Raw genomic sequence first — 19,401 nt, forward strand, 5'->3', positions numbered from 1 at the left:
TATGATTAGTACATGAATTAAAAGTAGTGAGCTTTTGATTAAGTACCAACCCACATATTAATTATATCCATTCAGCCTTAATTCCCATATTATTCAACTCCTCAATTACATTATCTTTTGCATAACATAATATTGCTTTTTTCAAATTAGGAAACTGTGTTGCATCTTCAGTGTTTTCTATATCCCAATAATCTTCCCAACCTTCTCCGAATCTTAAAAGTTGCATATAAATATCATTTCCTCCATCTTGATAAATTTCTGTTATTTCAGTTGCCAATTTTTTAGGTACAGGCAAATTCTTAAAATATTCAGTTACTTCAGGTATTGGTTCGTATCCTTCTTCTTCTATATTGATTTCTCTTTGGTCGTATAATTCTACAAATTCATCCAAATCAAATTTAGGTTTCAAAAGTTCTTTATTATACATCAATTCTTGAATCACCGATAATTTAAAACCAAAATCACCAAATTCAATTTGTTCTTCCTCTAACTTCTCAATGGTATACTTATCTTTTGTCGGTTTAGGCTTAACAAAACCCTTGTCAAAAATTTGATTGTAAAAAATATCAATTAGGCAAGGACTTTTTTTTCCAGTATATGTAAAGTGCTTTACCTCATATTTTCGCATTGTGATATTTTCAAAATGACTTTTATTGATTTCAATGCCATCAACAACTATTTTACCTTTAAAAAATGGTTTTTGTTCAGATTTTGAACTTACTTCCATTGGATTATAGTCGGTATGCAGAGATAAGTGATTTGTTTGACCATTACCATGCGGATTTGTACTTATCCCTATATCTTTCCAATAAATTCCATTTCTCTTGATTTCTGTTGGTTCTCCAAAACATTTTTTAAGTTCTTTCCAATCCATTGGGAATTCAAGAACATTTTCGTCGATAGAAAGTTGATCATTTTCGATGCGAATAATGATATCAGATGACTTATTTTTTAGATTGAATATTTTTATCATTTTCTTTGGCAGTGCAGTCTGTTTTAAATTGGTTATGACGTTATGGCTATGAATAGTTTTGTAGTTGAGTACATAACTTTGCAAGTATAGGCTAAGCTAAAAATCTACGAGCATTTTTCAAAATAGGCGAGAACAAGCAATTACTTATTGCTATTGTTGTCGATAGTTTTATTTTTCTAAATAATTCGTAATTTCTACATATTCTATGTCAGTTCTGTCCTCATAGAAGTCTTTTATTACAGCTCTGTGAGCAGCTCCTACTATAACTAAAACTCTATCATCTGGGTTAATCCATCGGTCAATATTAGTCATCATATAAATATTACGTTCCCACCATTTGGATACGAATTTTGCTCCAATGTAGTTTGAGTCATTTACGAATTTTGCTGTTTGATTTAAGTATTGATCTTTATTTCTAATATCTTCTTTATCTGAGTTCCGGTAGATAAGATAATCCAGCATAGAATTTTTAGCTAAAAAATCAGATTCTTTTTTGTCTTGTGCTTTGATCGAAGCAATCATATTTTCATATCTTCTTTTATCATTATTTTCGGCAAATTCTATAAGTTCATCAAATGGTAAATCTAGCTTATAGTCTATAGAATAAACTCGATTATGATTTAACTCTTTTGCTAACCTAAATCCCAACTGCTCTATTTCATTAATAGTGAAATCACGATTATCATTTAGAGTTTCATTATACAAGCTATCTAAATACTTTGAATCAACAGAAGGATATTCGAGCATGATTTTAGTCGGTCTAAATTCTTTAAGTTTTTTAACAATATCTTTAATCTCGATTTGTCTTTTTTCAGATTCAAGGCTTTCAAATTGAACAGAAGAGAAATCTGATGTTCCCGCAAAATGAAACACCCCTAAAATTGTGATTTTTGGCTTATCATTGACTTTTTGTTTCTCTTCTTTTTCCTTTGTTCTATTGCATCCCGTAAGAAGCAAAAAGCAAATTATAAAAGTTAAAAATGATTTCATACTATTTGTATTTTAGTTCTAATTACTACCAACGTCGAATATATGAATCAGAGCAAGGTAAATACTCCTGAATCAATCGATTTATCTGCACATTTTTATTTTTTATTAAACAAATAATAATAAAGGGGTTAAGTGTCTGTAAATTAATTATATAAGATTTTTGTTGTCCCTGTTATTGTCCCTAAAAAATAACATATTTTTAACCCCCGTAAACAAAGCGTTACGGGGGTTTTTCTTATTTCAGAATTAAATTTTCGTCTTTAAATAGGTTTTGAATATCTGTTGCTACATCCAAAGTAAACGTATTATAGTTTTCTTCTATCCAGTAAGGAGTTTTGTTTTTGTTTTGATCTCCTATTTGAACAATGTACCCTTGATAAAACAATTTTCTATGCTCACTATATAAACCGTAGACCTCTCTTGTATTTGCGTTTTCAAGCCATGATAAGATTTTTTCAACATCTCTATTCATTTTACTTAAACTTAATGCAAAAATCGCCTCTCGTTCGTCTAAGGAGTGAACAAAACTTACTTTAAAATTATAAATTTTTATAGGTAAGATATATTTGTTTCTCCACAGAACTAACGGTTTTTCCTTTGAGCCTATAAGTCGTACATTGTCTAAATGTTTTTTCCAAAAATTCAAATACGCATTATTTCTGTTGGTGTAATCAGAACTCATAATTATCTGTTTTAAATTAAATAAAGTGGCGGGGAACTTGTCCCTTAATTTGTCCCTTAAAATTAATGTTTTGTTGTGTTTTAAACAACTATATTAGACAATAATTTTGGTAAGTGGTCTTTGGGAAACCTTATAAACACTGTGCTTTAGACAAGTTAAGACAATTTAAGACAGTGATCTTATTATAAATTAAACTTATAAAAATCTAGTGCCATTGCAAAAAGGAAATAACCTTTTGATCGAGCACTAAATTTTGCTCTGATTTTATATATAATGTTTGCTAACCATTTTTATAGACGATGTCAGCAGTTGTTTTTCTAGTTAGTCTTTCTGTTAAAGAATTTTATACTAAAAGTTATATTTTGTTTTAGCTTGCAGTATTTCTGTATATTTGGGTTTAGTAAGTTTTTTCTCTTTAATAAGTTTTAGTATAACTTTATTTCCGAAAATATCGGTGTTTATAAGACTCTCAGCGGTTTCTTGATCTGTAATTTTATAAATAGTGTTAAAAATAAGTCGACTTTCACCTAAATTATCAAAATAGTACCAATGTTTTCCATGCTTCCAAACAGAGCCAAAAGTATTAATATCTCCTAATTTTTCCCACGATTGTTTGGGATCTAAATTATCTAAACGATTTATAGCTGTATATCTACTATCAAGACTTTTATTGTTTTTATTATTATTTCTTTTTTCATAAGCATCAACAAATAAAGTCTTTTTTCCATTTGAAAATACAAGTGGAGCTATTTCCTTAAAATCATTATTTGCAAAAGGATTATTTGCTACTCTTTGTACTTCTCTTTCTTCGGTATTGTAAAAATAAACACCATTTTTACTTAACCATAGTGAGTGATAAACATGAGAACCAAATTTACTGATTATACGATATGGTTTATGTTTTTTACTAAAGGAGATAGTATCTATATATACCATACCATCTATAGGATTATAAATATAACTTTTTACATTTTGCGCATCTAGTTGGATACTATAAATCTCTTTATTATCAATTATAGGTAGTAGATTTTGTTTATAATAAACATGTTTACCATCTCTAAAGTATATAAAACTCTGTCTATTGTTATTATTTTTGTTTAATGATAAAGCAGTTGTATTCTCTGGATTAGCTTTTGACATTACTTGACCTTTATAAAATACTTGTTTTCCATTCGTAGCTAACGAATGACTCGAAAGAGAATAATATGATGTTTCACTATTGGGGAGCATTATCAAAGGGTATACGTAAGTTTGTGGTTTTTCCCCTTTGAAGAAAACGTAATTTATTTGCTCTCGAATTCCAACCTCAGTGAGTTTATTATTTATTTCTGTGCTTATATTACAATAGCAAGTTGTTTTTCCATCAGTATAGTAATTGTTCCCTAATGCTTGTACTGTTTTAGGGTTCATTTTTGGAATAATTTGGTTACCACAAAATACGTTGTCTTTATCAATACCGATATGGGTATCGTAATAATTGTTACTTATCGAATGAAAGCTTTTTTTATCTGCTTCGGGAATTGGATGATAACCACTACTGGGAATAGATACATAGATAGTGCCTTCAAAATACATAAATCTACCAAATAATTTTTCGCCATTTTCGTTAATGGAGTAAGAATCTGGAACGTTATCATTTAAAAATCCTGCTATTGATATTATACATATAAAGCAAAAAAATATGGTAATAGTAATAACAACTTTTTTAGTTTTCATGTTGTAATTTCGTCTAAAATTTTGAGTTTAAAAGGTTCTGAATGCCGTCTGATTACTTTACTATTTTTGCATATAATGTTTAAAATTAAGTATCATTTATTAAGGACGAGTCAAGCTTACGCACAACGGTTTGTGCATATTTAGCTGCGTAAGCGACTAAGATATAAAAAAAGAACAGCAGTAGCAGTAAGGAAACCTGTCAGGATTTTCGAGACACTCATTATATCTACTGTCAAGCAATTAATTATACACGGGTGTTAGGGAACAGACTATATTAATTTAATACTTCTTTTAAACTCTTCAAATTCAGATTATGTCTAACAGTCCAGTATAAGAATAGTAGCGGGTATTAAAACTATTTCTTTTTCGATTTAGATTGGAATGTAAATATAAAAAAAGCGGTTTTGATTAAGCACCAAAGCCGCTATTGTTTTTAGATTGTTAGTAATAGTTATTTAAACGTATTTAGTATTCAATTGCTGTTCAAAAAGAAATATTTTTCTACTCAATTCTTCTTTTAATCCATTATCAGAAATTTCATCTTCTGAAAAATTATCATAGAAATTGGGCAATGAAAAATCTGCAATTATAGTACCTCCTAAAAAGGGGAAATAGGCCTTAGCAGATTGCAGGACTGTTGTACCACCTCTACTACCAGGTGAAGTTGCCATTAAAAGCATTGGTTTTTCTCTCCATATTTTCATATTAACACGAGACAACCAGTCTATAGTATTTTTAAATACCGCAGTATAAGACCCATTATGTTCTGCAAGAGATACGATAAAACCGTCTCCCTCGTTAAATAACTTGTCTAGCTTTTTAATAGCAGTAGGTATACCATTTTCGGTTTCAAAATCAACTCCATATATAGGCAAAACATAATCGTTTAAGTCGATTGAAATAATTTCTACATTTTTTAATAAACTAGTTGTATAGGATATTAAACTTCCGTTGATAGATTTTTGACTATTACTTCCTGATATTGTGATTATTTTTTTCATGATTATTGTTTTTTAGAGATTAGAGTATCGATTGACCATTTTCCACTACCATTTATTACTATGGTTAAGGCAAGACCGATAATTAGAAGAGAATACTCATAACCTTCTCCTGCTTGATTTCCGAACCAATTCATAAAGAAACCATGTTCTAACTGTGTAATAAAAATGATACCTACGAACATTCCTGCAAGTAATAATGCCCAAAACCTACTGAGGATTCCTATGACTAGGAAAATAGAGCCAAAAAACTCAATCATTATTACAGAGAATGCCACAACACTTGGTAAACCCATTTGCATAGTTAATGTTTCCATAGTTGCTGAATAACCATAACCTCCAAAAAGCCCGAATAATTTTTGCGCACTATGCGGAAATATTATCAAACCAAGTGTTAATCGTGCAATGCTAAATCCAATATTTGGATGAGTGGTTAAAAGTTTTTTTACTAATTTTTTCATAATGTTTAAGATTTAAAATTGTTTATAAAGTTTTTCGGTAATACATGCCGAAAGATGATTTTTCTATAGGTTTAGACCCATACTGGTCAAAGTCCAAACCAATACCGAACTGATGTCCATTAAATGATAGACCAGAACGTAATTGTTGAAAACTTCTAGAATGCGTTTTGAATTCGTCCCAAATCGTTAAAAACTGACCATTTAACCAAAGAGATACTTTATCACTTAAAGATTTATTGAACTGGATCTGTGCAAATGCTTCTGCATAGCTAACGTTCGTTTGCTCAGAATGAGCAACTGTATGAATTATTATAAATAATACTCTTGAATTTTTAACTGTGAGCTTTGCTGACAAACGTTCTGAATAACCAGCAAAACTGTTGTAATAAAAGGAGGGACCAATTGCTATATTCTTATGAATATTCCATAACAGTGTTGGTTGTATACCAATCTCATCAAAACCTTGGTTTTCTTCATCTTTAAATTTTTGAAAGAAAGCTAGTGTGTTAATAATGAGAGTTCTGTCCTTGTTAATAGGATAACTTGAGAGTAATGTGAAATCTGTTTTATCAAAACCAGAAAGCAGTTCTACTTGCGTAAATTGTCCTAGCAAATAGTTTGTAAATCCAATTGTGAAAAATGATGTAATGATTATTATTTTTTTCATGCTTCAAAATTCCGACAGGAGCACATGAAAAAAAATGAACTAGTTTAAGACTTTTACATTCTATTGATTTTAGAAATAATTTTGCTCATAAATTCTGGCGTAATACCAATATAGGCAGCTAAATCTTTTTGCGTAATTCTATTTACAATTTTTGGATATTTCTTTTTGAACTCGATATATCTTTCCTCTGCAGTTAAGGATATGCCATAATTAGAACGCCTTATATAACTTACAAGCGATCTTTGATAAAGTATACGATAAAACCTTTCAAATTTAGGTATTTCTTGAAATAGTAAATCATAATTAGCCCTAGAGATACCTAATAGTTCTGAATCCTCAGTAGCTTTAATAAAATAAGGTGTCGGTTCTTTGGTCATAAAACTAGCAAGGTCTCCAGTCCAATAATCCTCTACAGCAAACATAGATATGTGTGGCGCACCATCTTCATCTAAAGTATAGACCTTTAAACATCCTTTTATTATAAAATATTCATATTTAGTAGTATCACCTGCCTGCATTAAAAACACCTTCTTTTTAACTTTTATTTCTGTAAGTAAGGAGAGGTATTTTTGTTTTTCTAGCTCTGTTAAATCAATAAACCTTGCTATATTATTAAGTATTAGAGTATGTGATTCTTTGTAGTTCAATTCAAGCTTAGTTTGAATGTTATTTTATGTAAGCTCTTATTCCTATGATTTAGTTTGAGCTAGTTAATCTTTTTTATAGCTATTATTAGGTGTTGGCATTTTACCTTATTCTTTTTTCATTTTTGACAAAAACTCATAAAATTTGGCAGTATCAAAAAATACTTCAATTGATGTTATTTTATTATCATCTAATTTGATTATTTCTGAAAAGGTAATATTTAAGCTATCTCCTGTTGGCAATGCCATATCATAACTTACTAATGCAGAAGCATATTCTCCTTTGGTAATCATCCATTTGACTGATGCTTTCTGGACCAATTGCCTAAATTGAATATCTAGTTCGATAAACTTGTCTTTACCACTTACTTTGTCTATTGGACTGGTAAAATTCAATTCATTCGCTAGCAAAGATTTCCAATCTTTATCAGTTCCAAAAGTTCCAAAAAACTCAATTACCTTTTTCTCTGTTGTGTTCATTGTTTGAGCTTGTATAGTATTCATTGTTCATGTAATTACTAAAATTTTAATTACAGTTTGTATTCAACAAGTTGTTATTTTATAAATTATTTTTTCGATTAAGTGCTTTGCGCTTACGTACAACGGGTTTGCGTAAGAAAAGCAGCGTATTCATGAGCTAGATTTTCATTGTTAAGACTAAAGTAATAAAAAAGTGCAAAACTTTGATGTCTTACACTTAATGAGCTATTTTTTATATATGTTGTTGAGCTCTGTTTTTTTATTATTGAATACTTTCTCTAGATAGTACTTATAGCACACTTTGATAAAGGATTTTATCTATATACCAAGAGCTATCTTCTTTTACAAGAAATACATAATCACATCCTTTTTTATTTTCTGCCCAATACATATCAATTTTTACTACTGCTATTTTCTCCTGAACATCCAAAATTTCTAAATTAATTTCAGATTTAGGCATAATTTTTTCTTTATTATATGTCAAAACCCACTTTTTGATTTCGTCAATTCCAACTGTAGATAAATCAAGCCATTTTTTGGATTCATAATCGTAAATAAAACCAGTTTTGGTTGCATCTTTTGCAAAGTATTTGTCTATTAAATTTGTATCCAGTTCCTTAAAAGCTTTAGGATACATTTTAGACACTTTTGTAATTTCATTTTGATTCATTTCTTTAATATTTTTTAATTAATGAAGCAAAAGTAGAGGAGGAATATGACAGCCTTATGTCAACTAAGTCTGGAAACTTTCAAAATATTCTATTGTTGTTAGTTTTTTTATCCTAATGTAATCTAAACTCTTTCAATTTTTCTCGAAGTTGACAATAGGTAATTACTGTCAATAATATTGTTTTTATTAAAACTCAATACACGAGATTTTAATAATTCTAAATTTTCTTTCTGAAAATTTTTAAGCATAGCTTTTATTTTAATTATTAAAGCCAGCCATAGTATAGATATACTAAAAAAACAGTGTCAATAAATCCGTGAACAGCAATATTAAACCATAAATCGCTTTTTCGTATATGAAAAATTACAGCCAAAAGCATACCTGTAATACCTGATAAAATCTGTCCACTTATTCCTTGATATGCGTGTATCCATCCAAAAATAAATCCAAATAGTAGAATGTTAATAGCAAGACTAATTTTACTTGATCCAAAAAACTTAGTAAATTGTCTCATTAGGTACCCTCTAAATACAATTTCTTCACCAAACGCAGCTGAAACCCAAATAAGAGTAAGTAAACTTAGAGTAGCAGGCAAGTTTCCTTTATAAATTTCGAATTCTGAAAAATCTATCGGTTGCCCTGTAAGATAGGTAACACTTGGCATCATCACATAGCCATAAAACAGGAAGATAGCTATGCCCAATAGTGGCGCTACGATTAATAGATTTTTTATATTTATTCCTTTACGCTGAAAACCTAAAGAGCTAAAAAGTTCTTTTTTGTATTCTATTGCGCTTGCGATTAATAATATTAAAGCCGCTATAATTATTTGAAAATATCCTGATAGATATAAAATATAACAAAGAACTATAGCGATTATTGGTGTCAATTTTGTAGTTAGAAAGTTTTTATTCATTTTTTTATCGTTTTTTGTTTTAAGCGAAGTAATAACGATAAAGCAAGATAAGCGGTGATATACAGCTCGTTTTTACTGAATGGTATCAAAATAATAGCTGAATAATCATTGGATTTTATAGCTTACCCTTAAACCAGTTCATAAATTCTTGTTTTTTATATCTACTAATATTTATTTGAAAAGCTTTTTTGTTAGAAATTGTAGGTTTGAGTAATACAGATAATTTTCCGTTTTCTATTGATTGTACTTGTTCAATAGAATGGATATGAAGAATAATTTGTCTATTTGCTCTATAAAAACTTTGTTCACTAATTTTACTTTCAACTTCATTTAGTGTGAAATCTGTAAGAACTGTAGTCCCATCAGTTTTTATAATAGATACTATTTTGTTTTCACTACATATATAGGCAATTTCAGGATACTTAACTAAGGTTATTTTACCCCCTTGTTCGACTTTAAGTATCCCTTTTATGGAGAGAAGTTTGTGAAGCTTATAAATATCAATTGAAAATAAAAGCGAAATTCCTAGAGTACATATGAGTAGGGAAACTGAAAGTCCCTTTAGTAAATTATAAATACTGTACGATTCAATTCCATTTATCAAACCATTCAAACTATAATATAAAAAGATATATAGTATAGTAATATAACCTAAAGTTGAAAACAGAAAACGTAATAGTATTTGCGTGTTAATATTTTTAATGAAGTATTTGTTTTTAAAATATTTGAAATTAAAGCGAGCGATGAGAATTATTATAATTCCTGTAATTATTGATGCAACAATTGGAAATAGAGGAAATTTGTAATTTTTATTAAACGGGAAATTTTCTGGCGTAAAAAGGTGGTTTGATAAAATAGAAATTATTAGAAGTATAAAGCCATTTCTAACCCAAAAATTTGAAAAGCTAATATGTTTTTTAAAAGAATTAAGTATTGTTTTCATTAAAAAAATAATCTATCGTCTAGGTTTTTTAAGTTTATAACGGACTTGTGTATGAAACGTAGCGTGTAAAAAGACACTAAATTTTCGGATTAACACAGAGCCGAATTTTTATATTTTGTTTTTAATTTTTCTATTCTAAAAGCCAGATTAAAAATTTGACGGTCTTTGCAAATAAATACAAACCTTTTGGTTAGTAATTATTAGTTCTATTTTATACACCATGTTGCCCACAGTTTTTATTCTTTTTTTCTTTCAAATATCGTTTTTCCACGAACTTTAAAATCAGTTTCGCTCAATACTCTTCCTAATTTTGTTATTTCAACAATTGAGTCATTTTTATCATATTTATATTCAGTCATAAATTCAACAAATTCGTTTGGGTTTGTTCCTTGATTAAAGGAACTGTCAATTTCTCTTTTCAGCTTACCTTTTACGTTAAACTCAAATTTTGTTTTCATTCGGTGGTTTCCACTAAAAACCCATTTTTCAATTATTGGTCGATTTAAGGAATCGTAATGAAATTCGGAGATTTTAGGTTCTGTATTTCCTTCCTTGACAATTTTCTTCTTCATAACTCCATTTTCAAATTCTTGTGTCATAGTTCTGAAGTTAGTTTTTGTCTCAATCAGATTTTTTTCCAAATCATATTTGAATGATTTGATAGTATCAATTTTTTTACGCTTTTCCGTGATATATTTCAGTAATCCATTTTCATTGTACACATAATTTTGCGTGTTAATTTTTGCTATTCCTTTTCCTTCTCTTTTATAAATTGATTTAGTTTTTTCAATTCGGTTATTGTCATCATAGAAGTAAAATACAGCATTGCTTATATTAATCAAACGGTTTTTAGAATCGTAACTTTTGAATGATTTATGCTCTGAATAAATAGAATCTTTTTTGTTCAGAGATTTTTTGGTTGTCCAAATTCGATAATTTTCTTTTACTTTAAATTCCGTAATCAATTTATCTTCTTCTAAATTCCCGCAAGAGTTTAAAATCAGTATTAAAATCGTTATTTGTAGCAGTTTTTTCAAATTGTGGGCAACGTCTCGGCTATGAGTAGTTGCTTAAGGTACCAAAGATAGCAAAAAGGTATAGAGTGAGTAATATTAGGATAATACTCCGATTGGCACTTACCAACCTGAAGCAATTAATTATTACCATTGTTGTCGAGTCGTTATTAATTTCTGCAAGCTCCACATTCATGATTCTTATTCAGATATGCGATTGTTTCCTTACAGATTTGTTCTAAGATTGAAATATCAATGTCAGCAAGTTTTTTAACATATATACAAGCTTTCCCCATTTTAAATTTGCCAAAATCTTTCAATAACTTATCACTCTTGTCTGTTTTAGAATATATGTAGAATGAAAACTGTGCTTTTCTTGGCGAGAATCCTAGCATTGGTGCATCTCCCTCGTGACCACTGGCATATTTATAGTGATAACTGCCAAAGCCAATAATAGTTGGTCCCCACATCTTTGGTTTAAAACTAGACCATTTGCTCATTAGTTTTATGAGTTCAAGACTATCCGATTTCTTTTGCTCGTTTTCAACATAAGAATTGATAAAATCGAATACATCAATTTCAGTAACAGTTGTTTTGTTCTTTGCCATTCGATGATTGTATTTGTTAATTATATATGGTGTGTTTGCATCTTACAGTGTGCATATGCATTATACAAATTGTGACCACCAATTTAGTTTTTCATTTTTTCACTCAAATATTTATAAAAGAATGAGTCTTTAAGATATGACTTACATTTTTCCTTGTCATTCAATTCAGAATATAAGTTTATTTCGTAATCGATTTCGTTGACTTTTAATTTTATTAGTCTCTTTTGTTTGTCAAAAGTCAGGTTTTCAATTCCATTGTCAATTTGAGATTTCAGGTTTTTCAAATCATCAAATTTAGAACATATCGTTTCTGCTAATTCGGTTTCATCATTACTTGGCGAAACTGTTGCCCAATCTTGATACATTGATTTGTAATCATATTCAAATGCTCGCTCAATTAACTTTGAAACAGCCTTGTCTTTTTGTCCTAAATCATTTAAAAATCGATATTTCCAAAATGCTAAATCTACTTTTTGAAAAATAAAAGAGGTTAATGAAGTTGTCTCAAATACAATTTTATTATCAGCTTTTTCAACATATTTTAAACCTTTTTCAAATTCTCCTTTTTTTCCATAATAGCTTGCTAATTGCATAGTTGCGTGATAACGATAATTCTTATAAGGTTTCCCGATTTCGTTATTTGTGTCTTTATCGTTTAAATCAGAATCAATTATTTTTTGATAGTAAGTCATTATATTTTTTTCATCATCCTTTTTTATATAATAGTATAGTATATTTCCTAAAGTCGTTCCATAAGTCGATGAAGGATTATCTGCTTTTTTCTCAATCTTTTTCCAGATTTTTAAAGCTTTATTTTCTTTTCCGTCTTGATATAAATCTATTCCTTTATCAATATCGTCGTCTAACTTTTTTTGACTAAAGGCTTGATTTGAAAAAAGAATTATTAATATTAGGAGGATGTTTTTCATAATTGATGGTAATGATAAGTGGATGAAAGGTAGCATTTAAAAAGGATACTAACTTTTGATAGATGCTTATTCTTTTGTTGTAGCACTAAAATTGCCATCTTTCATACATAATGTTAGTGGTTGTTTTTTTCTTCCCTCATCAATTTGATGATTGATGTAAGGCAATCCTATTTCCTTCACTATCTTCAAATTCCGCGACAAAACCTAAGTCTCCATTTGATGTTTTTGGATATAACAATTGTCCACCACTTTCAATCGACATTCTTAAAGTCTTGTCTATGTTTTCGGTTTTAAAGTAAATCACAACTCCATCATTTGTCGGTTTGTAGATTTTTCCTTTTGCTAATGCTCCTGAAATTCCAGCGTTTTCGTCTAAAAATGGAAACAAAGCCATTTCATTTTTGTCAATTACTTCTCTTTCAAATGTGAAGTTAAATACAGATTTATAAAATTTAATTGCTCTATCAATGTCCGTAACTGGAATTTCAAAATAAACAACTGGATTGTATTTCTTTGTCATCTTATTGTTTTCTAATTGATTACTGAAGTATATTCATTTCAGTATTTAATCAAATGTCTCCTTCTACTCTCATGTCGTGTTGATTATTCTTTTAATTACGACAATGGTTTATGTATGGTTAGTTGCGTGCTTGAAGTAACTAATTTAGTAAACATTCACAAGCCAGATAAAATTCCTTCGAAATTTTCCAAATAAGTACTTGCCAAAGCAATTACTTATCCCATTGTTATCTACTTTATTTTTTTTCTTCCAATATTGGAATTAAATATTTTAATATAATTTCAAATGGTAATTTACCTCTCCAATTTCCATAATTACTACCCGTGAAAGCAATAGCTGTATTATAATCCTCCAGTATTATCATATATTGCCCACCATTTCCAGAAGCAAATAGAGCTTCAGTTTTAATGTCATTATATTGCAGTAATTCTCGATACCACAAATAGCCATAGTTGGCAGTTGTATATTTTGCATTCTGTGTTTGGGCAAAACGTACAAAGGACATTTCTACATCTATCTTACAATTAGTTGATTCATCTATCCATTTCTCACTAACAATCTGTTGTTCTCCCCAATTTCCTTTGTTCAAAACCAATTGAGCAATTTTCAACATATCGATCGGTTTCATATTAAAAGATCCAGCAGCATATCCTCCACCATTTGGAGTTATATACCATTTGTAATTTTCTATGCCTAATGGCGTAAATAAGTGCGTTTTAGCAAATTCCATTAATGTCATACCACTTGTTCTTGAAATAATAATACCAACAAGTTCAGGTTCCATTGAAGTGTAGGCCCAATTTAACTCAGGATTATGTCTTAATGGAATATTAAGGATATAACTCAGCCAGTCTTCCGTTTCCCACATATCAGATTCACAATCAGGTCCGATACCAAAAAAGCCTTCACACGCCAAGCCTGATTTCATCTCTAACAGGTTTTTAATAGTAATTTTCCCTCTTGGGTCATTCTTCCATTCTGGTATAAACTCTTCTATCTTGTTTTCTACTTTGAAGAGCCCTTTGTCAATTGCTATTCCTGCGAGTAAACTTGTAACTGATTTGAATGAAGAACGTGTATCGTGCAAACTGTCTTTTTCAAAACCGTTAAAATATTCTTCGATAATTATTTTATCGTCTTTGGCGACAACGATACCATCGATATTGGGGTATTTATCAGAGGCAATAATTTTTTTTAATTCTATAATCTTGTCGTTTGTTGATTGTTGCCCTTTACAGCTAAGACTTAAGAGTAATAAAGCTATAAATGAATATTGTATTTTTATTTGTTTTTTCATAACTGGAGATAACGGTTAGTGTATGGTACGTATTCCTAAGAATATGAACTATATATACACCTTGTTGTAGATAGTTTTATTCATTGTTTTTTATTTCTTCAATCTTTTGAATCATCTCAATTCCATTCTTATTTTCTGGGTTAAATTCAAGAGATTTTTTATAATTAGCTAAAGAAAGGTTGTATTGTTTATTCAGGAAATACCCTTCTCCTAAACTATCATAAGCATTAGCAGAGTTAGGAAATTCAGAAACCAACAATTGAAAAACCTGTATTGCTTCTTTAGTTTTGTTTAGCCTTAATAATTCATACCCCAAATCGTTTAACATAGAACCATCATCAAAATTATATTCTTTACTATGTTCTCTTTTTAATCGTTGGTATTTTTCTATCCAATTATCAGGATTTTTATGGATGTAATTCCTAATTAGATAATAAGCATTTTTTGTAGGATAATTTATAAGATCTGTGATAAGAAGCGAAGCTGCATTATTTATTAAATCATTAGCATTATTGCCATTATAATTAAACGAAACGGTAAATCCACTATTAATTTTAGGCAATAAAATCAGCCAATTAACGCTTCCACCTGTTCCACCATTATGCATCATAAGATCATCACCATCTACCATCCAAAAATACCCGTATTCATCACCTTCTTTTTCATCATAAAATAGAGGTTTTCTCATTTCTTTAACTACCGGATTGTTACCTTTTAGAAGAAACCCTATGTACTTTAGCATATCAGGAACTGTGGATTTTAAGCCACCACCAGCACCAGTCAATGGCATTTGCAATGGTTTTACTATTTGATTATTATTGGTATATCCGTTCAAAACATATTTTTTGTCATCATCGCTTATATGCATTGAAGTATTGCTCATTTTAGCCTTTTCAAGAATAAATTCCTCCAAGAGTTCTACATATAATTTTTGATATGTTTTTTCCAAAATCATTGCTAATATCTCAGGTACGACAAAACCCGAATAATCAAACTCTTTTCCTGGAATAATTTCTAAATTATAGTTATTTAAATCCTCAATAAAATCTGTCTTATCGTATTCAGAAATTGCTTTTCGTTCACGTTCCGTGGCATCTATTGAAAACATTTTAGACAAAGTTTTAGAATAGAGTTCCCGCTTAATTCCGGTTGTATGAGTTAATATATCTTTAATTATAATAGGGCGACGATCTAACTCTAGATTATCATAAGAACCTTCCAGGTATTTTCTAATATCATCATCTAAACTTAATTTTCCATCTAATACTGCTTGTGCAGTTATATAGGCAGTAAATGTTTTTGTTACAGATGCGATTTCAAAAATTGAGTTGTCATTCGCTTTGTTGTCTTTTCCTTTATCAACTTCACCGTAATAATTCGTATATGTTTTATCATCCTTATAAACTCCGATCGAAATAGAATTGATTTCAGGGTTTTCCAAAATCAATTTTGCAATTTCGTCCATTGAGTACACGATAGAATTCAAAGTCTTTTCAGTATCAGAGTTTGAATTTGTTTTACAACTAAATAATAGAATAGCAGAAGTTAAAATTAATAGAAATTTATTCATAAAGTATTTATTCCAATTTCTTACAATGTTTCTTGTATGGTGTGTTTGAATCCCGAAGGATGCATATACATTATACAAATTGTTAGCAAAAGTTTAGTGTTCTAAATAAGTACTAATACACATTACGGTATCATCAATATTTATTGGTGGCGTAGCAAGCATATACAAAATAATACCATCGTTAGATGCTCTGTATTCCTCCAGAACGCTGCCAAATTCATCAGTAGTATAACCAACAACGTCATTTTTATTTACCTTATCTCCAGCTTTATATTTGCTATGAAAAATACCATTTACACTAGAACTTATATATGTCTGACTATTGCGATAGATAATATTTTTATGAGCTCCAGTTCCATTAGAGTACATGCCCATAGTTTCAAGCATATTATATACCCCTTTTTTTATCAAATTGACATTCTCTTTCTGTACATTTCCCAATTTACCACATTCAATACTTAGAGCTGTTTTTCCGTCTTGTACCGCTTGTTTAAAAGTATACTTGGCTGGTTCAGTATCTGAAATTGTATAGGGATAGGAAACAACATATTCAAATCCGCTATTTTCAGAAAGTTTCTTCGCTAACGCAGTTTGATCTGGTTTTTTTACATTGTTATAATAGCATACAAAGGGGATAAGGTCCTCGCAAGCATCTCCACCATGAACATCTAAAAAAACATCGCTTACAGGAATAATATTTGTAGTAATAAAATATGCTATTTGTTCGGTAATGCTACCATTTTTTTTTCCGGGAAAGGCATTGTTTAAATTTTTCTGATCCTGGGGATTAATAAAAGGTGTTCGTGTGTAAAAAGAAGCAATATTGGCAATTGGAATGATAATTAATGTTCCTTTAAGCTCCTCTGCTTTGATTTCTTTTAGTAATTTTTGGGTTGCAATAATTGGCGGATATTCGTAACCGTGAACACCAGCAACAATGGTGAAAACTGGTCCTTCAACTTTACCTTTTATAATGGAAATAGGCAAGTGTCCAGAATTTTCTATATCATCATAAAATTCTATGCGAATGTTTTCTTTTGTAGATCTAGTTTTGGAATTAAAAGCTTTTTGAAAAGCATTTTGTGCTACGACAAATTGCATGATAAAAAAAAACAAAAACGATAAGGGTATTCTTCTCATTTAATTTTAAATTTTATTCAAGATTTTTGCTAATGTGTTTGTGTATGATTAGTTGCGTGATTAAGGAACTAATTTAGTAAACAAAAACGAACGCAGGAAAATTCGGAAGGAATTTTCCAAATAAGCAACGAGCCAAAGCAATTAATTATACACGTTGTTACCTACCGTTTTTATCTAGCATAGCTGGAATAATAAAATTATTTACAATTTCATCAGTATAATTATGACCATTTCTATTACCATAGTTAGTTGTAGTAATAACTACAGACACATTTAATTCAGGACATGCTAAAACTTTATTTCCACCATTACCTGACATGAAGAAAGAATTGTATTTTTTATCCTTACCAAAGTTTTTTAACCAAAAGAGATAACCATATTCGGCATCATAAGCTTCGAGTTTTGTTGTTGATGCTTTTTCTATCCAAGACGATGAAATAATTTGTTTCCCATTCCATTGTCCTTTGTTTAAGCATAACTGAATTAATTTCAAAAGATCTCTACTTTTATATTCACTACCTCCGGCAGTATTTAATATTTTATGAGGTGTATAGTGCAATGTATAATCTTTAATTGCTAAAGGTTCAAAAAGGTTTTTCTTTGCAAATTCAGCTAAATTACTTTTAATAGCACTTTGTAAAATTTCAGCAACTAAAGCAGCTCCAGCACTACAATAACTAAACGCACGACCGTAAGGTCGTTCTTCCGGTTTAGGTCCCCAAGGATAAGAATAAACAGGAAGGTCCAAATAAAATTTCGCCCAATCTTCGATGATATACATACGTTCTTCATTACCTCTCGAGTATCTATTACTATCATTACATTCTAACACAGAACTCATCGTTAAGAGATCTTCGATTGTAATTTCTTCTTTACGCTTATCGGGGTTTTTTACGGGAAGTTTGTGCTGTAAATAGTCAAAAATCTTATCATTTTCAGATTCAATATATCCTTTATCTATAGCGATGCCAGTTAATAAAGTTGCCATGGTTTTAGTAACAGAACGAGTATTATGCTTAGAATTAACATCATTTTCATTGTAATACTTTTCGAATAAAACATTACCATCTTTAGCTATTAAAATACTTGTTATACGTTCATATTTTCCAGAAGATACAATACTATCCATTTCATTTAATAGAGAGATATTACTTTTATTGGTTTTAGAAAAATTGAGTTGGGCATTACAATGTAGAATACATAAAAAATAAACTACTGTTACAAGTGTACATTTCATATTACATTTTTTAATTTATGAATCATCAAACATAGGGAATAGGATGATTACTTAATAGAATGAAATTAACATTATAAATTTTCATTAATTTTTTTTCGATATGTGCTTAGACTAATATTGAAAATCGATTTAAATACACGATTAAAATGACTTTGGTCTGAAAAACCTGTTTGGTAAGCTATCTCGGTTAATGAATTATTTGAGTTTAGAAGTAGCGGAATGGCTTTTTTAATTTTATGCTGCCTCATATATTCTCCAAGGCTCATCGAAAGGTGTTTTGAAGCAGCTCTTGAGATATGTACAGGATGTACTTTTAGCTCATTTGATAAATAATCAAGACTAAGAGTAGAAGTATCATAGTGTAGTAATTCTTTTAAACCATCTACCCAGTTTGGTTTCTTTTGAGAGTTAATTTCCTTTAAGTTACTCAATGCTTCACAGATTTGAAGTAATAAAACTTCAACAGACACATCGCTGCAATTATCTGAAATTAAAAACTCATGATATAGTTTTGCGAAAAGCAAGTGCAATTTCGGGTTTTCAATTAGTTGACTACCTTCCAATAAATTTAGTGGTATTCCGTTTTCTTTAAGCCATTTTCTTTCAAATTCTAAATGAAAACCACTTGCCTCAGTAGAATGTTTAGAACCATAATGAGCTTCTTGCCAATTATTGAACATTAAACTCCCAGCAGGACACAATGATTTTACTTTTTTATTGCAATCCTTCATATTACCGTTTAATACATACATGAAATAAGGATTTTCATGATAATGCCATGGAGTTCTATCTTCATGGTAGTCATATTTGGTCAATAAAATACCATTAAATGCCCTCTCTGAGTTTAAGTTACCATAATATTTTCCTTTAGTTGAGATTTTCATTTTATACACGGCTTATTGACTAAAACGATGTTTAGACCAAAATAGTTGATAAAGGTATGGCTT

21 protein-coding genes are annotated in these 19,401 nt (G+C 29.7%); all 21 read right to left on the reverse strand.

Features of this window, described 5'->3' with window-relative positions; all coding sequences use genetic code 11:
* Nucleotides 1-61: 61 nt before the first annotated feature.
* The 21 genes from PQF96_RS11170 to PQF96_RS11270 all read right to left on the reverse strand — a co-directional run bounded on the left by PQF96_RS11170 (nt 62) and on the right by PQF96_RS11270 (nt 19,338).
* Nucleotides 62-973, reverse strand: a complete 912-nt coding sequence (locus PQF96_RS11170; RefSeq protein WP_271766156.1) for a DUF6892 domain-containing protein — start codon at nt 971-973, stop codon at nt 62-64.
* 168 nt (nt 974-1,141) lie between these two features.
* Complete coding sequence (locus PQF96_RS11175) at nt 1,142-1,963, reverse strand: DUF5694 domain-containing protein (RefSeq protein ID WP_271766158.1); 822 nt, start codon at nt 1,961-1,963, stop codon at nt 1,142-1,144.
* 235 nt (nt 1,964-2,198) lie between these two features.
* Nucleotides 2,199-2,645 (reverse strand): hypothetical protein, encoded by a 447-nt coding sequence (locus PQF96_RS11180; RefSeq protein WP_271766160.1) that lies wholly within the window; start codon nt 2,643-2,645, stop codon nt 2,199-2,201.
* A gap of 348 nt (nt 2,646-2,993) precedes the next feature.
* Nucleotides 2,994-4,361 (reverse strand): DKNYY domain-containing protein, encoded by a 1,368-nt coding sequence (locus tag PQF96_RS11185; protein ID WP_271766162.1) that lies wholly within the window; start codon nt 4,359-4,361, stop codon nt 2,994-2,996.
* A 455-nt stretch (nt 4,362-4,816) separates the two neighbouring features.
* Nucleotides 4,817-5,362 (reverse strand): NADPH-dependent FMN reductase, encoded by a 546-nt coding sequence (locus tag PQF96_RS11190; protein ID WP_109434660.1) that lies wholly within the window; start codon nt 5,360-5,362, stop codon nt 4,817-4,819.
* 2 nt (nt 5,363-5,364) lie between these two features.
* A complete protein-coding gene (locus PQF96_RS11195) occupies nt 5,365-5,820 on the reverse strand; it encodes a DoxX family protein (protein ID WP_271766163.1) in 456 nt (151 codons plus the stop codon).
* A gap of 22 nt (nt 5,821-5,842) precedes the next feature.
* Nucleotides 5,843-6,487 carry a hypothetical protein gene (locus PQF96_RS11200; protein WP_271766165.1) on the reverse strand — a complete coding sequence of 215 codons (645 nt, stop codon included), beginning with the start codon at nt 6,485-6,487 and terminating at the stop codon, nt 5,843-5,845.
* A 53-nt stretch (nt 6,488-6,540) separates the two neighbouring features.
* The gene (locus tag PQF96_RS11205; RefSeq protein ID WP_109434663.1) at nt 6,541-7,134 is read right to left on the reverse strand and encodes a Crp/Fnr family transcriptional regulator; all 594 of its coding nucleotides are present in this window, start codon (nt 7,132-7,134) and stop codon (nt 6,541-6,543) included.
* Between the two features lie 105 nt (nt 7,135-7,239).
* A complete protein-coding gene (locus PQF96_RS11210) occupies nt 7,240-7,635 on the reverse strand; it encodes a nuclear transport factor 2 family protein (RefSeq protein ID WP_271766166.1) in 396 nt (131 codons plus the stop codon).
* A 265-nt stretch (nt 7,636-7,900) separates the two neighbouring features.
* A complete protein-coding gene (locus PQF96_RS11215) occupies nt 7,901-8,281 on the reverse strand; it encodes a nuclear transport factor 2 family protein (protein ID WP_109434665.1) in 381 nt (126 codons plus the stop codon).
* 265 nt (nt 8,282-8,546) lie between these two features.
* Nucleotides 8,547-9,197 (reverse strand): CPBP family intramembrane glutamic endopeptidase, encoded by a 651-nt coding sequence (locus PQF96_RS11220; RefSeq protein ID WP_271766167.1) that lies wholly within the window; start codon nt 9,195-9,197, stop codon nt 8,547-8,549.
* Between the two features lie 115 nt (nt 9,198-9,312).
* The gene (locus tag PQF96_RS11225) at nt 9,313-9,801 is read right to left on the reverse strand and encodes a LytR/AlgR family response regulator transcription factor (protein WP_160114047.1); all 489 of its coding nucleotides are present in this window, start codon (nt 9,799-9,801) and stop codon (nt 9,313-9,315) included.
* Between the two features lie 575 nt (nt 9,802-10,376).
* A complete protein-coding gene (locus PQF96_RS11230; RefSeq protein ID WP_271766168.1) occupies nt 10,377-11,177 on the reverse strand; it encodes a hypothetical protein in 801 nt (266 codons plus the stop codon).
* Between the two features lie 146 nt (nt 11,178-11,323).
* The gene (locus tag PQF96_RS11235; RefSeq protein ID WP_271766170.1) at nt 11,324-11,761 is read right to left on the reverse strand and encodes a DUF1801 domain-containing protein; all 438 of its coding nucleotides are present in this window, start codon (nt 11,759-11,761) and stop codon (nt 11,324-11,326) included.
* 83 nt (nt 11,762-11,844) lie between these two features.
* Nucleotides 11,845-12,690: a hypothetical protein gene (locus PQF96_RS11240; RefSeq protein ID WP_271766172.1), complete on the reverse strand. Its 846-nt coding sequence runs from the start codon at nt 12,688-12,690 to the stop codon at nt 11,845-11,847.
* Nucleotides 12,691-12,829: 139 nt separating this feature from the next.
* The gene (locus PQF96_RS11245) at nt 12,830-13,210 is read right to left on the reverse strand and encodes a VOC family protein (protein WP_271766173.1); all 381 of its coding nucleotides are present in this window, start codon (nt 13,208-13,210) and stop codon (nt 12,830-12,832) included.
* Nucleotides 13,211-13,445: 235 nt separating this feature from the next.
* The gene (locus PQF96_RS11250) at nt 13,446-14,507 is read right to left on the reverse strand and encodes a serine hydrolase domain-containing protein (protein ID WP_271766174.1); all 1,062 of its coding nucleotides are present in this window, start codon (nt 14,505-14,507) and stop codon (nt 13,446-13,448) included.
* 76 nt (nt 14,508-14,583) lie between these two features.
* Entirely contained in the window at nt 14,584-16,077 is a 1,494-nt protein-coding gene (locus PQF96_RS11255; RefSeq protein ID WP_271766175.1) for a serine hydrolase, read from the reverse strand.
* Nucleotides 16,078-16,170: 93 nt separating this feature from the next.
* Nucleotides 16,171-17,217, reverse strand: coding sequence for a M14 family metallopeptidase (locus tag PQF96_RS11260; RefSeq protein ID WP_271766177.1), 1,047 nt, complete (start codon nt 17,215-17,217; stop codon nt 16,171-16,173).
* A 157-nt stretch (nt 17,218-17,374) separates the two neighbouring features.
* Nucleotides 17,375-18,454, reverse strand: a complete 1,080-nt coding sequence (locus PQF96_RS11265; protein ID WP_271766179.1) for a serine hydrolase domain-containing protein — start codon at nt 18,452-18,454, stop codon at nt 17,375-17,377.
* A gap of 71 nt (nt 18,455-18,525) precedes the next feature.
* Nucleotides 18,526-19,338 carry a helix-turn-helix domain-containing protein gene (locus PQF96_RS11270; RefSeq protein ID WP_271766181.1) on the reverse strand — a complete coding sequence of 271 codons (813 nt, stop codon included), beginning with the start codon at nt 19,336-19,338 and terminating at the stop codon, nt 18,526-18,528.
* Nucleotides 19,339-19,401: the final 63 nt, after the last annotated feature.

The sequence above is a fragment of the Aquimarina algiphila genome (genome assembly GCF_947494415.1).
GTDB classification, from domain to species: Bacteria; Bacteroidota; Bacteroidia; order Flavobacteriales; family Flavobacteriaceae; genus Aquimarina; species Aquimarina algiphila.

What these genes read in the sequence shown, in the direction of transcription:
- PQF96_RS11170 (WP_271766156.1), bottom strand. Translation starts at nt 973, where the DNA reads ATGATAAAAATATTCAATCTAAAAAATAAGTCATCTGATATCATTATT.
- PQF96_RS11175 (WP_271766158.1), bottom strand. Translation starts at nt 1,963, where the DNA reads ATGAAATCATTTTTAACTTTTATAATTTGCTTTTTGCTTCTTACGGGA.
- PQF96_RS11180 (WP_271766160.1), bottom strand. Translation starts at nt 2,645, where the DNA reads ATGAGTTCTGATTACACCAACAGAAATAATGCGTATTTGAATTTTTGG.
- PQF96_RS11185 (WP_271766162.1), bottom strand. Translation starts at nt 4,361, where the DNA reads ATGAAAACTAAAAAAGTTGTTATTACTATTACCATATTTTTTTGCTTT.
- PQF96_RS11190 (WP_109434660.1), bottom strand. Translation starts at nt 5,362, where the DNA reads ATGAAAAAAATAATCACAATATCAGGAAGTAATAGTCAAAAATCTATC.
- PQF96_RS11195 (WP_271766163.1), bottom strand. Translation starts at nt 5,820, where the DNA reads ATGAAAAAATTAGTAAAAAAACTTTTAACCACTCATCCAAATATTGGA.
- PQF96_RS11200 (WP_271766165.1), bottom strand. Translation starts at nt 6,487, where the DNA reads ATGAAAAAAATAATAATCATTACATCATTTTTCACAATTGGATTTACA.
- PQF96_RS11210 (WP_271766166.1), bottom strand. Translation starts at nt 7,635, where the DNA reads ATGAATACTATACAAGCTCAAACAATGAACACAACAGAGAAAAAGGTA.
- PQF96_RS11215 (WP_109434665.1), bottom strand. Translation starts at nt 8,281, where the DNA reads ATGAATCAAAATGAAATTACAAAAGTGTCTAAAATGTATCCTAAAGCT.
- PQF96_RS11220 (WP_271766167.1), bottom strand. Translation starts at nt 9,197, where the DNA reads ATGAATAAAAACTTTCTAACTACAAAATTGACACCAATAATCGCTATA.
- PQF96_RS11235 (WP_271766170.1), bottom strand. Translation starts at nt 11,761, where the DNA reads ATGGCAAAGAACAAAACAACTGTTACTGAAATTGATGTATTCGATTTT.
- PQF96_RS11240 (WP_271766172.1), bottom strand. Translation starts at nt 12,690, where the DNA reads ATGAAAAACATCCTCCTAATATTAATAATTCTTTTTTCAAATCAAGCC.
- PQF96_RS11245 (WP_271766173.1), bottom strand. Translation starts at nt 13,210, where the DNA reads ATGACAAAGAAATACAATCCAGTTGTTTATTTTGAAATTCCAGTTACG.
- PQF96_RS11250 (WP_271766174.1), bottom strand. Translation starts at nt 14,507, where the DNA reads ATGAAAAAACAAATAAAAATACAATATTCATTTATAGCTTTATTACTC.
- PQF96_RS11255 (WP_271766175.1), bottom strand. Translation starts at nt 16,077, where the DNA reads ATGAATAAATTTCTATTAATTTTAACTTCTGCTATTCTATTATTTAGT.
- PQF96_RS11260 (WP_271766177.1), bottom strand. Translation starts at nt 17,217, where the DNA reads ATGAGAAGAATACCCTTATCGTTTTTGTTTTTTTTTATCATGCAATTT.
- PQF96_RS11265 (WP_271766179.1), bottom strand. Translation starts at nt 18,454, where the DNA reads ATGAAATGTACACTTGTAACAGTAGTTTATTTTTTATGTATTCTACAT.
- PQF96_RS11270 (WP_271766181.1), bottom strand. Translation starts at nt 19,338, where the DNA reads ATGAAAATCTCAACTAAAGGAAAATATTATGGTAACTTAAACTCAGAG.